The organism is Neobacillus sedimentimangrovi (assembly GCF_010614825.1).
In the GTDB taxonomy this organism is placed as follows: domain Bacteria; phylum Bacillota; class Bacilli; order Bacillales; family Cytobacillaceae; genus Neobacillus; species Neobacillus thermocopriae.
This window is the reverse complement of sequence record NZ_JAAFZF010000025.1, coordinates 27,685-42,277: the sequence shown is the minus strand read 5'-3', so window position 1 is coordinate 42,277 and position 14,593 is coordinate 27,685. Positions and strand designations below refer to the sequence as shown.

The 14,593-nt window shown below is 38.1% G+C and carries 10 protein-coding genes, 1 tRNA gene, 1 rRNA gene and 1 other annotated feature; of the genes, 6 read left to right on the top strand and 6 right to left on the bottom strand.

The features are described from left to right. A 16S ribosomal RNA gene (locus GZA11_RS09875) occupies positions 1-217 on the bottom strand; the annotation flags it as partial. A 516-nt stretch (positions 218-733) separates the two neighbouring features. On the opposite strand from GZA11_RS09875, the gene GZA11_RS09870 reads away from it, so the two are divergent. The 5 genes from GZA11_RS09870 (at position 734) to GZA11_RS09850 (ending at position 4,957) form a co-directional block, all read left to right on the top strand. Beyond that, on the top strand, positions 734-1,420 hold the full coding sequence (locus GZA11_RS09870; RefSeq protein ID WP_204317763.1) for an MgtC/SapB family protein: 687 nt from the start codon (positions 734-736) through the stop codon (positions 1,418-1,420). An 83-nt stretch (positions 1,421-1,503) separates the two neighbouring features. Further along, positions 1,504-1,576 (top strand) — tRNA-Ala (locus tag GZA11_RS09865). Positions 1,577-2,181: 605 nt separating this feature from the next. Beyond that, positions 2,182-2,508, top strand: coding sequence for a DUF485 domain-containing protein (locus tag GZA11_RS09860; RefSeq protein WP_163183628.1), 327 nt, complete (start codon positions 2,182-2,184; stop codon positions 2,506-2,508). Beyond that, the gene (locus GZA11_RS09855) at positions 2,508-4,049 is read left to right on the top strand and encodes a solute symporter family protein (RefSeq protein ID WP_038536909.1); all 1,542 of its coding nucleotides are present in this window, start codon (positions 2,508-2,510) and stop codon (positions 4,047-4,049) included. The genes GZA11_RS09860 and GZA11_RS09855 overlap by 1 nt, the downstream gene beginning before the upstream one ends. A 572-nt stretch (positions 4,050-4,621) precedes the next feature. Then, positions 4,622-4,957 carry a hypothetical protein gene (locus GZA11_RS09850; RefSeq protein WP_144242963.1) on the top strand — a complete coding sequence of 112 codons (336 nt, stop codon included), beginning with the start codon at positions 4,622-4,624 and terminating at the stop codon, positions 4,955-4,957. A 601-nt stretch (positions 4,958-5,558) separates the two neighbouring features. Here the strand turns inward: GZA11_RS09850 and thrB are convergent. From thrB to GZA11_RS09835, 3 genes are read right to left on the bottom strand one after another with little or no spacing between them, the layout of a single operon-like run. Then, complete coding sequence (thrB, locus tag GZA11_RS09845) at positions 5,559-6,476, bottom strand: homoserine kinase (RefSeq protein ID WP_163183626.1); 918 nt, start codon at positions 6,474-6,476, stop codon at positions 5,559-5,561. Then, positions 6,463-7,533, bottom strand: coding sequence for a threonine synthase (gene thrC / locus GZA11_RS09840; protein WP_163183632.1), 1,071 nt, complete (start codon positions 7,531-7,533; stop codon positions 6,463-6,465). Before thrC ends, thrB begins: the two co-directional genes overlap by 14 nt. A 5-nt stretch (positions 7,534-7,538) precedes the next feature. Beyond that, positions 7,539-8,825 carry a homoserine dehydrogenase gene (locus GZA11_RS09835; RefSeq protein ID WP_163183625.1) on the bottom strand — a complete coding sequence of 429 codons (1,287 nt, stop codon included), beginning with the start codon at positions 8,823-8,825 and terminating at the stop codon, positions 7,539-7,541. Positions 8,826-9,102: 277 nt separating this feature from the next. Beyond that, positions 9,103-9,317 (top strand) — a binding site (T-box leader). Positions 9,318-9,452: 135 nt separating this feature from the next. Between GZA11_RS09835 and serA the strand changes: the two genes are divergently transcribed. Then, positions 9,453-11,096, top strand: a complete 1,644-nt coding sequence (gene serA / locus GZA11_RS09830) for a phosphoglycerate dehydrogenase (RefSeq protein ID WP_038536917.1) — start codon at positions 9,453-9,455, stop codon at positions 11,094-11,096. A 728-nt stretch (positions 11,097-11,824) separates the two neighbouring features. On the opposite strand, the gene GZA11_RS09825 is transcribed toward serA, so the two are convergent. Then, on the bottom strand, positions 11,825-12,949 hold the full coding sequence (locus GZA11_RS09825; protein ID WP_163183624.1) for an HAD family hydrolase: 1,125 nt from the start codon (positions 12,947-12,949) through the stop codon (positions 11,825-11,827). Between the two features lie 338 nt (positions 12,950-13,287). Next, positions 13,288-14,583, bottom strand: a complete 1,296-nt coding sequence (locus tag GZA11_RS09820; protein ID WP_038536921.1) for a methyl-accepting chemotaxis protein — start codon at positions 14,581-14,583, stop codon at positions 13,288-13,290. Between the last annotated feature and the right edge of the window lie 10 nt (positions 14,584-14,593).

Here is a 14,593-nt window from a genome sequence, read left to right as displayed (position 1 = left end):
GAACCGACTTTCAGCACCCCCTCATGCGAGGGGATGAATTATCCGGTATTAGCTCCGGTTTCCCGAAGTTATCCCAGTCTTACAGGCAGGTTGCCCACGTGTTACTCACCCGTCCGCCGCTAACCAACAGAAGCAAGCTTCTATTGGTCCGCTCGACTTGCATGTATTAGGCACGCCGCCAGCGTTCGTCCTGAGCCAGGATCAAACTCTCCAAAAAAGTTGATTAGCTCATAAAATTAACGTTGGCTTCGTTTCGATAGGAACGAATGTTATGATTAGTTGACGTTTTTGTTTGTTTAGTTTTCAAAGAACAATTATTTTAAAAGATAGCTTGTTTATCTTTTTGTCACTCAAAAGCGACTTCTTTAATGTATCACATCTCACTCCTCGAAGTCAACACATTTTTTAAAATTTCTTTTTCGCTATTTGACATTCTCGAAGAGGACGAAAATTAATATAACATGTTTAATAAATGATTGCAATATAATATTTTATTTTTTTTTTTACAAACAAATATTCATTAAAATTATTTTTACATCTTTTTTTAATGGATATCCCAAATTATTAAGAAAAAATAAAACAAAAATCTCTCCTAGTTATAAATACATTTGGCTTTTAATTCATTAGTTCATATAAGTTCTCCCATAACAACTGCATGAATGTGATAGAATATATGTAATAACATCGTGTTTAAAATTATTTATCCAATGGACGTGAATAAAAAATGTTAGGAATGGATCTTGGCGTTTTAATAAAACTTGGCATATCAGCTTTATTAGGATTAATCATCGGACTTGAGCGGGAATTAAAACGAAAGCCTGTCGGTTTAAAGACGAGTCTTGTTATTTCCGTTGTCAGCTGTTTGCTTACGATCGTTTCTATTGAATCGGCGTATATGTTTCCACCTTCCGATGAAGTGAGAATCACGATGGATCCACTCCGTCTCGCAGCGCAGATTGTTTCAGGTATTGGTTTCCTTGGCGCAGGCGTAATTTTAAGACGAGGTAATGACAGTATCTCCGGTTTAACGACCGCTGCTATGATTTGGGGAGCTGCAGGAATTGGTATTGCCGTTGGTGCGGGTTTTTACCTAGAGGCTTTTGCAGGGGTTGCCCTCTTAATTATTAGTGTTGAGTTTGTCCCAGCCATCATGAAAATTTTCGGACCAAAACAGCTCCGCGAAAAAGAAGTCATGCTCCAATTATTTATTAAGGAAAAGGAACAAATTGATAAAGTCATTTCCTACATGCTTGAAAAAAAATATATCCTTCGCCGGATTCGTATTAAAGATTTAGACAATGGTGATCATCTTGTACAAATATTAGCAGCAGTAGATTATCGAGAAAAGACTACTGATGTATATGCCGCTGTTTCGGAATTAGAAGGAGTTAATCGGGTGGAAATTGAAAGTATGAGTTAGACGAGAAAAATTTTTTGCCTTCAAAATTTTTCTCTTGCAAGAATTAGTAAATATCGCTATAATACTTCTTGTACTAATTCATTGGGGGCTTAGCTCAGCTGGGAGAGTGCTTGCATGGCATGCAAGAGGTCACGGGTTCGATCCCCGTAGTCTCCATATAATTAAAAGCTTGGATATTTTATATCCAAGCTTTTTTTCATGGTTACTTATTCTTGGTAGGCTTCGCACACTTCTTCATTTTGAATATGATTTTGATCAAGATTTCATACTATGTCAGCAATATTCAGTTCAACTAGTAAAATTCTTTCCTTTCTTTATTTGGTATAAATTATTTCGTATCAAACATTATATATGTATTTTTAAGATTTAATGCTCCCCCATTTGTCTACATTCGCTGCTCCCTACCCTCATACATATCTCCTCTTACTCAAGATGATATTTATGATTTATTAATAGAAAATCTACACTAATCTATTATTAATTTTTATTGTTACAAAAAACCTTAATTATAAACATTGATAGGAATAATTAACCATATCTTATATTTTTTTTGAATTTCCTCTTGCAACATAAAATCCAATAAAATTATAATAATAAATGTAATAATTTTTTAAAATTTCCGAAAATACTGTATAAAGGAGGGGGTAGAAGACAATTTTACTTACACATGGCTTGTATGAACGTCATAGTTATTTTTTACTTAAATTTAATATCCTTTTTTCTTGAACAAAAGGTGAAATTTTGAAAGGGGGCCCTTTATATTGGAGGCAAAAAAAGTTAAAACCGTTCCCGAAAACGATTACCAATCTATTGTCCAATCTCCTTCGTTTCAAACATTACTCTCCGAAAAGAAAAAATTTATCATTCCTTTAACCATTTTCTTCTTTAGTTTTTACTTTGCATTACCAATCTTAACTTCCTACTCTACTGTGTTAAATACGAAATTTATCGGTGATATTACTTGGGCATGGGTTTTTGCCTTCTTACAGTTTGTTATGACTTGGGGACTGTGTATGCTTTACTCTAAAAAAGCAGCCAAATTTGATGAGTTGGCTGACAAAGTCCTTAAGGAAGGGAGGGACAGCTGATGAATACTCCTGCATTTCTTATGTTCCTCGGAATTGTACTCGTGACATTAGTCATTACATATTACGCCTCTAAAAAAACAAAGAATGCCAGTGAATTTTATACAGCCGGTGGCGGTCTTACCGGGTGGCAAAATGGGCTGGCTATTGCGGGAGATTACATGTCTGCTGCTTCTTTCCTAGGTATTGCCGGCGCGGTAGCCTTGCAAGGTTTTGACGGTTTCTTTTACAGTATTGGCTTCCTTGTAGCCTATCTTGTAGTACTCTATTTAGTCGCAGAACCACTAAGAAACCTTGGAAAATATACGTTTGCCGACATGATTGCGGCCCGTTTTGATGCAAAGAAAATCCGTGGATTTGCGGCCATGAATACAATTACCATTTCTATTTTCTATATGATTGCACAACTAGTCGGTGCAGGTGCACTGATCAAACTATTATTGGGATTGGAATATACAACTTCTGTTTTGATTGTAGGTGTATTAATGACGGTTTACGTCATATTTGGAGGAATGCATGCCACCAGCTGGGTTCAAATCATAAAAGCAATCCTGTTAATGGGTGGTACCTTCTTAATATCAATCATTGTTTTTGCCAAGTTTAACTTCAGTATTACCGATATGTTTGCTCAGATGAAAACAGCCACACCGTTAAAAGAAGCATTTTTAAATCCAGGTGTGAAATATAAAGATGGGCTCGATACATTATCATTAAATATGGGACTTGTTCTTGGTACAGCAGGACTGCCACATATCCTTGTGCGCTTCTTTACTGTAAAAGATGCTAAAACCGCTCGTGCCTCTGTCGTATATGCTACATGGGTTATTGGCTTGTTCTATGTGATGACCATTTTCCTCGGCTTCGGTGCCGCAGCATTTGTTGGTAATGAACGAATTATCGCCGCAAACCCAGCTGGCAATATGGCTGCACCTCTTTTAGCAAAGGTACTTGGCGGCAATATGTTATTTGCTTTTGTTTCCGCGGTAGCATTTGCAACCATTCTAGCAGTGGTCGCTGGTCTAGTATTAACAGCAGCGTCTGCGTTCGCTCATGATTTTTATAATGAAATTTTGAAAAAAGGGAAAGCAACAGAGAAACAGCAGGTAAATATGGCACGATATGCAGCACTCGGCGTTTCCATCGTCTCCATCATTCTAGCTTTAGGTGCTCAAACATTAAACGTCGCCTTCCTTGTTTCTCTTGCGTTTGCAGTGGCAGCTAGCGCGAATTTGCCGGTTATCATTTACACAATCTATTGGAAGCGATTTAATACGACAGGCGCCATTTGGGCTATGATTGTCGGTCTTGTTTCAGCAGTTGGTTTAGTATTAATTAGCCCGAATGTTTTCAGCCCGGAAGCTGGAAAGGCGATCTTTGTTGGTAATCCAATATTCCCTTATACAACTCCAGGAATTGTTTCTATCCCACTAGGCTTCTTGGCCGGTTATCTTGGGACGATTTTCTCTAGTCAAAAAGCGGATGTTCATAAATTTGAAGAGGTGTTGGTCAAATCCAATACTGGCATTGGGTTAACTGACAGATAATACAGAACAACATTGTCAATACAATGGGGTCTGATTTAAATCATAAATAGTTCTGTATCGGTAGAGAAAACTTAAATAAACGTATAGATATAGTGCTAAATCACAAAGGGTTTAGCACTATATTTTTTGTAATTAAACCATAGGTTTTATGATTTTTGAACAAAATGAACTAAGGGAAACACACTATAATTAGCAGAGTAACAATAACTATCCCTCTGCTAATAAAAAATGCGTATTGATCTGCTATTTGTGTTTAATTTGCTATTAAAGATTCAGTCTCAGGACTTATTTAAAATTGAACTACGGTCTCAAGATACTATATAAGGATAATGATAGATTTGTAGTAAAGATGATGATTTTAGTGAGTAAAAAGATATGAATTTTTAATGTAAAATATTGGAGAATTAAAAGAGAGGATCAATGGATGAAGAAAACAAAACATCAGTTAAAAGATTCAAGCAACTAAAAAGTTACAAATTACTATTGTTTTATGTTCTATTATTTTTACCATTGGTACAACCATCCACAATTTTGTTATTATTAATCCTCCATTAATTGAAACCATGATGCAAATGGCAGGTGTAACTGACCCTCCTGGTAAAGCATTAGAATTTACATTTGGGTTTAGAATAGTTGGATGTCTATACATTATTGGTAATGCATTAGGTGTATTGGCTTTAAATAGCCGTTCAAGAATTTTATGGTGGATTATATTATTGGTAAATATTACTCAAGCTACTGGACCTATTATGATACCATCATCGATGTGGACAGTAGTTTACGACGTTTATGGTGTGTTAGGGCTTTTACCAAGTGTGATTACAGATGGTGGAGCAATTATCTTATCTTTAGTAATGATTTTTTCTATGTTGAAGTATCGTACTACTTGGGCACAGAGACCCTATTAATAAAAGAGGTGTTTAAGTGAAGAATAAAATTTAGAAAGATTTAATAAACGCTTGGATTTTTTCCAAGCGTTTTTTTGTGTTATATGTCCACATTATCTTAACTACATAAAAAACCAAAGGAACTATAAATTTTTCAAATGAAATTTTTATGTTTCCTTTCACATGGAAATGATTGCATTTTTTACAGCCACTTTCAGTTTGTTTCCTCATGGTTATAAAACAATTATGAGAATTGCCCTGCCTCTTTCCGATGTAGGCTTTATCTATACTGCATTCAATCCTTTTACCTGCCCAAGCTCTTATCTTGATCAAGCATTCTCACCATATTAAGAAAATCTGATCCACAACTCTAATTCGTATAAATCCCTTTAAACGAGAAAAAAACTATCCTATCACGGAATTTTTAAAGGAGGGATTTAAGTGCCTGAAAATTGTTTTTACTGTTCCGAAGAGCCCAATGAAAAGGAGCGTCATTATGTTTCATTTTTCTCTGAAAATACCGAAAGAGATGAACCGCTTTGCAAAGAATGTTATTAAGAATGGCTGCATGGTATTAAAGGTTAATTAAACAACAAAAGGGCAGTTCATACTGCCCTCATTTTTAACGAACAAACTCTTCTACTTCTCTTACCTTGCTTCCATCATAATCAAGATGAAGCAATTTAACCATCATATTTGAAAAGGTTTTCTGTAAGGATGAGACAAGACTATCTCCCTTGCCTTTTTCAATAAAGCATAGGACTGTTGGGCCTGCTCCGCTTAATGCCACACCAAATGCTCCATTTGCCTTGGCAAATGCCTCGATTTCATCATAAATTGGAATTAACGGCTTGCGGTATGGTTGATGGAATCGATCTCGTTCCATCATTTTACCCACTAATTCCCAATTTTGACTTAATAAGGAAGCCACTAAAACATTGGCAGTTGAAGATGCTATAATCGCTTCATTCATGGAAAATTGCCCTGGAAGCACATTTCGGGAATCCTTCGTTAATAGAATCTCATGAGGAATGACCGCTACCATTTCAATCGGAAGATTCGTAAATGACATCATAGCCACTTCACCCTTTTGATAGCATCCAATAACAAGTCCTCCATATAGAGATGCTCCTACATTATCTGGGTGCCCTTCCATCTCAGTTGCCACCAAAAGTTTTTCTTGTTTTGTTAACCCTAAGTTCCCAACTTGGTCCGCCAATTCAATCCCAGCAACAATTGCGGATGCACTTGAACCAAGCCCACGTGCCAAAGGAATTTCACTATTCATTTTCACCTTACAAGGTGATAAGATTTTTCCGTATTTTTCAGCTGTTTGCAACGCTACTTGCACCACAAAATGTTGTTCATCACCTGGAAGATCTTTCAGTTCAAGATTGGAAGAAGTGACTTCCCATTTCTCATTTTCTTCCACCTCTAAAGTTAAATACAAGTTAAGGGCTGCTCCAATGGAATCAAACCCTGGTCCAAGGTTTGCCGTACTAGCAGGAACCTTAATTACAAATCGATTAGACGGAGGCATTCAAAACAACCCCTTGAATATGTTCAGCAACCACTTTTTCATCATTCGGTAATTGAACCGGTTTGATTAAACTGCTATTAATTGCCGTATCTGGGTCTTTTAGTCCATTACCTGTAAGAACTGCGACAATTTTTGTCCCTTTAGGGATTCGACCATTTTTCAAACTTTTGAACACTCCAGCTATAGATGCACAGGAGGCAGGCTCAGCAAAAACTCCTTCCGAAGAGGCAAGCTTTTTGTAGGCACTGACAATTTCTTCATCGGTCACTTCATCAAACTGGCCATTTGATTCCTCCACAGTTGTTACGGCCAGATTCCAGCTTGCTGGGTTTCCAATGCGAATGGCTGTAGCAATCGTTTCTGGATTTTCGAATACACGATTATGAACAAGTGCAGCAGCACCTGATGCTTCAAAACCAAACATTCTTGGCAGCCCTGTTTCCTTTGTTTCTGCATATTCCTTAAATCCTTTCCAGTAGGCACTGATGTTTCCTGCATTTCCAACAGGAATTGCTAAAATGTCCGGGGCCGACCCGAGTTGGTCGCAAATCTCAAAGGCTGCTGTTTTTTGTCCTTCTAAGCGATAAGGGTTGACCGAGTTAACGAGAGTAATTGGTTCCGTTTTACTTATGTTCCGTACCATTTTTAATGCTTGGTCAAAATTTCCTTCAATGGAGATAATTTCAGCTCCGTACATCATAGCTTGTGCAAGCTTACCCATAGCAATTTTCCCTTCCGGAATAACGATGATGCACTTTAATCCAGCACGTGCTGCATAAGCCGCAGCTGCTGCTGATGTGTTTCCTGTTGAGGCACATATTACTGTTTTGCTACCTTCCTCTACAGCTTTGGCGACTGCCATCACCATTCCACGGTCCTTGAAGGAACCTGTTGGGTTTGCTCCTTCCACCTTCACATACAACTCAACACCCCATTCTTTTGACAAACGTTCTAGCTTGATTAATGGAGTATTTCCTTCATTCAATGTCAATTTTGGAGTATCTTTCGTAACAGGTAAATATTCCTTATAAGCTTCTAATAATCCTGGCCATCTCATCATTATTACCTCACCACTTTGTATGCACTTTTTATTTCTCTTACAGCAGATAAATCTTTTAACTCTTGTAGACTTTGTTCATAATTGGAAATGGAAGTACGATGTGTAACAAGTACGATTTCAGAAACCTCATTTTTCTTCACTGGAAGTTGAAGAATTTTTTCAAAGCTTACTCCATTTTTGGCAAAAATAGAAGTAATCTCAGCAAAAACGCCAACCTCATCTTCAACATGAATACGCAAGAAATATTTTGAGTATTTTTCACTGTCATCTTTTAACCGCTTTGGATATTGTGGTGTCACCGAACTCTTTCCATTTACACCTAGCCTCAAGTTTTTAATGACATTTACTAAGTCGGAAACAACTGCTGTGGCAGTAGGAAGGCTTCCCGCTCCCGGTCCGTAAAACATCGTTTCTCCAACTGCTTCACCATATACATAAACCGCATTGTATTCATTTTGTACAGAAGCAAGTGGATGATTATTAGGTAGGAAGGTTGGTGCCACACTCACTTCCACCTTTTCTCCTTCTCGATGGGCATGACCGATAAGCTTCATCGTATATCCCAATTGTTTTCCATACCTGATATCTTCTTCAGTCACGTTAGAAATGCCGATTACCTTTACATCCTCTAAATCAATATGCATGGAAAAACCTAAAGTCGCTAGAATCGTCATTTTGCGGGCTGCATCTAAGCCTTCCACATCCGCTGTCGGATCTGCCTCCGCAAAGCCCAATTCCTGAGCTTCTTTTAGCACCTCATCGTAAGAACGTCCCTCATTACTCATTTTTGTTAAAATATAGTTCGTCGTTCCATTCACAATTCCCATCAATTGTGTTATTCGGTCTGAAGCGAGACCGTCAACTAGACTTCTTAAAATTGGGATCCCCCCAGCTACACTTGCTTCGTAAAATAGGTCACAACCATATTCGGAAGCTACGGTTAATAACTCCGTACCATGTAGGGCCATTAAATCCTTGTTAGCGGTCACGACATGCTTTCCATTTCGCAAAGCGGTGATCAAATAATCTTTTGTCGCATCAATTCCGCCTATCACTTCGATTACGACATCAATCTCTTTATCTAATAAAATATCATCTGGATTTGTAGTTAATTGTTCTTCCTCTATTTCAACCGCTCTTTCTTTATTTAAATCTTTAACAAGGACTTTTTTTATTACAACTGGACAACCAACTTGATGCATGAGTTTATCTTGATGTTTTTTTATAATTTGAACGACACCTGAACCAACAGTGCCTAAACCTAATAAACCTATCGAGATAGCTTTCATCTGATTCCCCCCTAATTATATGTCCTTATATCATGAACAATTGTATTTCGATTGTAGACATTATAAGACTCTCCACTTTTTTTACAATAGATTTGTTTATTACCTACTAGTTGTGTAATCGCTTACTATTGCATAACAAAGGGATTTTCTGTCTATCAGTAAATTTTTTTTATTAATAATAAACAAAATTTTTCAACTTTAACTCTTTACAATAATGAAGGTGGATTGTAGAATAATCCCTATATTCATCGTAATTTTGAAATTTCTACTATTTTGGTTAAAAGTAATGATGAAGACGGCATTAAGAGATGGCTTCAGAGAGCCGGTGGACGCTGTGAACCGGTGCCAAATCTTATCCATGCCCAGCCCTTCTGAACTGGCAGCTGAACTTTTTAGTAGGCGCGCCCGGGAAATACCCGTTATATTTTAATGAAGGCTGCATTTATTTGCGGCAAAAGAGGGTGGCACCACGCGTTCTTACACGTCCCTCATAACACGACCACTGTGTCTGTTATGAGGGACGTTTTATTTTTACTTATATCCATAGTTGGCCAAAAGGAGTGATATCTAAAAGTTAATTGGATCGAATCATCTTTTTAAATTTTTATAAAATAGGAGGTTAATAAAATGTATAAGGTACTAGTTACGGACGGAATTAGTCAGACAGGTTTGGAATGCTTAGTCAATCATCCCAACTATATCGTGGAACGGCAGCCTACCCTGCCAGTAGAGGAATTAATAAAAATTATTGGCGAATATGATGCATTAATCGTACGAAGTCAAACAAAGGTTACAGAAGAACTACTTCAGGCTGCAGACCGACTGAAAGTGATTGCTAGAGCCGGTGTAGGAGTTGATAACATCGATATCAGTGCAGCCACCCGCAAAGGGATTATTGTTATTAACGCGCCGGGAGCTAATACGATTGCTGCTACAGAACATACATTGGCTATGATGCTTTCATTGGCACGAAAAATTCCTCAAGCTCATCAAAAGACGTCTGGTGGAGAATGGGACCGAAATTCCTTTAAAGGTGTTGAGCTATACAAAAAAACTCTTGGTGTTATCGGAATGGGCAAGATTGGAACAGAAGTAGCCAAGCGCGCCAAGAGCTTTGGAATGAACATTTTAGGATTTGACCCATACTTAACAGAAGAGCGTGCAAAAAAACTGGGCATTAAAAAAGCAAGCCTAGATTTGATAGCAGCCGAATCTGATTTTATTACCATTCATACCCCACTAACCAATAACACACGCGGCATTATTAATGATGAGTTTTTAAGCAAAACCAAAAAAGGTGTTCGCTTTGTTAACTGTGCACGTGGAGGAATTATCGATGAAAAAGCATTGGTTCGGGCCATCAATACAGGTCATGTAGCTGGGGCGGCACTTGATGTATTTGAAAAAGAACCGGTGACTGATCCAGAATTGTTGCAGAATCCAAACATTATTGTAACTCCGCATTTGGGTGCTTCCACAGTCGAGGCTCAGGAAAAGGTTGCTGAAGAAGTTAGTAAGGAAATCATTGAGATTTTTGAAAAACAATCCATTCAAAATGCGGTAAATATGCCACAAATGTCCGGCGAAACACAGGCGAAGTTACAACCATACTTATTACTAGCTGATCAAATCGGGCAGCTAGCAATCCAATTATTGAAAAAGCAAGCACCGGGCAAGATTGAAATTAATTATTATGGAGACTTAGTTGATGAAGATACGGAACTACTGACGCGTACCCTACTGCGAGGTATACTCTCCTATCATCTAAGCGATTCTGTAAATCTCATCAATGTTCTACACTTGTTGAAAGAACAAGGTGTTCCTTATAATGTACAAAAGAATGCCACAAATAAAGGCTTTGCTAACTATATGGAACTGGCTGTTTCTCAAGGAGAGGATACAGCTCGGATTGGTGCAACCGTATTAAATGGGTACGGCGCCCGTATCGTCAAAATCAACCAATACCGGATCGATGTGAAACCAGAAAAATATCTTCTATATATTAAACACCAAGATGTTCCCGGCATGATTGGTAAAGTTGGTTCATTATTAGGCAATTTTTACATCAATATCGGTACAATGCAGGTAGGACGTACGGAAGTCGGTGGAGAAGCGATCATGGTCTTGACACTAGATAAAGAATTGGGAACCGATGTGATTCGCGAGTTAACATTGATTGACGGCCTAGAAGAAGCTCAATTTTTGGAAATTTCAAATGTAGACTCATTTCACGCAGGTCCTGCAGAAAAGCAAAAAGTAGAAACAGTTTAATAGAAAAGCGCAAGCGCCCTGTTTAGCGGTGTATGGCATGGAGGTTCTTCAACTGAGATATAGGAAACACGAAGAGCGTAAGCGATTCGATGTTGACTTATCGTAGGGCGAAGACCGAAGGACACTAACCGCTAGGGCGCTGAAGCTAGACATCCATCGAAGTCATACATGTCCTTTCTTATCTTAAAAGAAAAGCGGAAGCCCCCTGCACAGCGGCGTATGGCTTGGAGGTCTCTAACTGAGATATAGGAAACCCGAAGAGCGAAAGCGATTCAATGTTGACTTATGTGTAGGGCGGAGACCGAAGGGCACTAGACGCTAGGGAGCTGAAGCTAGACACTTCTCGAATTCAAAAGACACTTTCTTATCTTTTAGAAAAGCGCAAGCGTCCTGCTTAGCGGTGTATGGCCTCCTCCCAAAAGCTACCCGCTTTCGGTCGTGCGATGATTATGCTGCCGGAGCCTTCCTTGTGGTGGCCTCCAACTGAGATATAGAAAACACGAGGAACCAGGGGCGAATCGATGTTGACTTATCGTAGGACGAAGACCGAAGGCGTCTCGCCGCTAGGGCGCTTGCGCTAGACAGTTCTTAAACAAATAAAAAGAGGGCTTATCCCCGCAATTAAAACGGGATTGCCCTCTCTTTATATCCTTTCACCATCATCAAAGGCGTTAAATTCATTCATTCTCTGATCGCATCCAATTTCATGAATATAGAATTAGTGGTTTTTATAAAATCTTTTTCAAATCCACCACTGAATCAAGGATAAAATCCACATTATACGCTTCAAATTCTGGTCTTGCCGCTTTGCCAGAAAGACCTGTTAAAACGGCGGCAAACTTTGCACCCATTTGCTGGGCTGCCATAAGGTCCGCTAAAGAATCCCCTACAATCAGCACAGACTCACCATTTTCTATTGGAAGCGGCAAATCTAAACATTCTTGAACTGAAAGTTTTTTCTGATAAAGTCCCATCAAGTATGTAAATGGATGTGGCTTTGATAAAGATTTCCATTCTGGTAGCTTCTCTTCTGCTCTAAGTACATCATCTGCTGTTACAATCCTATTAACTTCAAAATATTTCAACCAATCCAAATGGCCAAATGGCTTGATCGTTTCTAACTCCGGACGTCCGGTTCCAATACCGATCTCAACCCCCTCTCCCTTCAAAAATTCAAACAGCTTCGCAATCTCCTCTTTAGGTGCTAGCGTTGTCTCGTTTGCCAGAAATCCCTTCTTTCCAATCTGTACAGGCGGCCTTCCGGTTGAAGCAAGTACATTCTCATCTCCCACATACCACTCTTGGGAAACATGCTCACAAACAGACCATAGCTCCCCCTTAAGAAAGATCGACGTTTTGACCCCAAGTTTCTCAAACGCCAGCTTATTCAAATAACCCAGTAGCTCCTGTTTAGAAGCCCCCGTCCGCTCAAAATCCTTTAAAAATAAACTAAAATCCACCTCAACCGAATAATTCCTTAATACCCGGCCGATTTCTAATAATACTTCCCGATCAATTGGTGCCTGACACCATTTTACAATTTTTTTTAATTCGAACTCTTTGATTTGTGATAGGAGGTGAATAAGTTGGTGGCTAAAGGTTAAGTAAATCATATCCCAGTTTGCATTAAGCCCGCGCGATTTTTGGAATTTTAGGATTTGGTCATTTTGGAAAATCCATTTACGTATTTCGGTGATTTCTTCGTTATTATAGTCTGTTTTAAATTTTTCAGGTTTTAGTGCAAGGTAATTTGGACTGTATAGCATTTCCCAAACGGTTAATGCAGAGGCATCAAAATAACGTTCCTCGCTTAGAAATACCCCATCAACATCAAATAAAATCGTTTTAATCATGTATACCCCTCATTTTTTCATATACTTTATCATATTATCGTAGCACAGCAATAAACTACTTACCAAGTAAAATGTTCAGAAAAGCGCAAATGTTTTAGCGGTCGGTATCCGACCTCCTCAAAATACGATTATTTTTGTTTGTGCTATGCTTTTACTGCCGACTCCTTATTGATGGTGTGCTCCAATCATGAGAGAGAAAACCCGAAGAACCGAATCATTCACCGCAAGGAAATTAGCGCTAGACTCTTCTCGAAGTCAAAACTATTCCTTTTTAAAAATGACCAAAAGCCGTGCCCAAAATAATTTAGAGCACGGCTTTTCACTTCTGGCAGACCATTTTAATAGGTAAATTTCTCTACTGTTCCCCTCATTTTATCCGCTTCTTTTGTTAATTGAATGGATATACTCTCAATTTCTTCCATCAACTTAGATTGATATAATATATAATCCGTCACATTATCACTAGAAACAGCTGCTTCTTTAGCCACTTGAGAAACTTCGTTCAATTGAACTGCTGTTTTTTGTATAATCCTCATCTGTTCATTAACAAGAGAGGAGATTTCATGAATTTTTTCAATGATGGATACGGAGACTTCTTCCATCTGAACAATATCATTGCTCGCTTTTTTACCATTTTTTGATTCATTGATTGTTTCTTGGCTTAAAGAAATCATCCGGTTCACTACTTCTTCCACTTCTGTTTGCATATTTCGAATATACTTCGAAATCTCTTTTACAGATTCCGCACTTTCATCTGCCAAATGACGAACTTCGTCAGCAACTACCGCGAACCCTTTTCCAAGTTCACCCGCCCTTGCTGCTTCAATACTCGCGTTTAATGCTAATAAGTTTGTTTGGGTGGAAATATCCCCAACAATAGTAATTACACGATTAACCTCATCAGCATAACTTTTTAATTTCATAACCGATTGAACGGTAAGCTGGCTTTCATTTGATACTTTATGTAAACCTTCTACAATAGTTCCAACCGACCCAACCGTTTCTTTTAAGGTGTCGTGCATTTTATTTGTAAAAGAACTTGTATCATTTGCTCTTTTCTCTATAATGTCAGCAATTTCCTTAAGAGAGTTTAGTGTATTGACGGTGGTTTCGATTAATGCTTCGGTTTTCTGAGTTCCTTTATCTATTTTATCGATATTATTCGATACATTTTTAAAAGAACCATTTGCTTCTATTGTTTTCTTCGAAATTAAATCAACAGTTTGATTCGTAACACTAGAGTTGCTGTCAATCTCCTGCACTGCTCGACGTAAATTTTTTAACATTTGGTTAAATGCAATGGTTAATGACCTTAACTCATCATTTGATTTCGGAACAGGGAGATCGTATTTGAGATTTCCGCCCGCCGCCAATGTAACATGTTCTTCTATTCTTTTGAGCGGTCTTGTTATGTATAAAGCGGCTACATATCCTAATACACCACACCAAAAAACACCTTGCATTAAAATAAATAAAACGATCGACTTAAATGATAGATTCGTAATTTCGTTTATGTAGTCTGACAGCACAAAGATGACAAAAGCACTAATTGAATATGTGATAAAAGCAACAGTTGTGATCCCCAACACTAATTTTTTTTGAATACTGAACTTTATTTTTCTTTGTTCTTCCATATTTAGCCAC

Bases quoted from the DNA above. Each gene is read 5' to 3' on its own strand.
- GZA11_RS09835 (WP_163183625.1), bottom strand. From the start codon at position 8,825: ATGAAAGCTATCTCGATAGGTTTATTAGGTTTAGGCACTGTTGGTTCA.
- GZA11_RS09820 (WP_038536921.1), bottom strand. From the start codon at position 14,583: ATGGAAGAACAAAGAAAAATAAAGTTCAGTATTCAAAAAAAATTAGTG.
- thrC (WP_163183632.1), bottom strand. From the start codon at position 7,533: ATGAGATGGCCAGGATTATTAGAAGCTTATAAGGAATATTTACCTGTT.
- GZA11_RS09855 (WP_038536909.1), top strand. From the start codon at position 2,508: ATGAATACTCCTGCATTTCTTATGTTCCTCGGAATTGTACTCGTGACA.
- serA (WP_038536917.1), top strand. From the start codon at position 9,453: ATGTATAAGGTACTAGTTACGGACGGAATTAGTCAGACAGGTTTGGAA.
- thrB (WP_163183626.1), bottom strand. From the start codon at position 6,476: ATGCCTCCGTCTAATCGATTTGTAATTAAGGTTCCTGCTAGTACGGCA.
- GZA11_RS09870 (WP_204317763.1), top strand. From the start codon at position 734: ATGGATCTTGGCGTTTTAATAAAACTTGGCATATCAGCTTTATTAGGA.
- GZA11_RS09850 (WP_144242963.1), top strand. From the start codon at position 4,622: ATGGCAGGTGTAACTGACCCTCCTGGTAAAGCATTAGAATTTACATTT.
- GZA11_RS09825 (WP_163183624.1), bottom strand. From the start codon at position 12,949: ATGATTAAAACGATTTTATTTGATGTTGATGGGGTATTTCTAAGCGAG.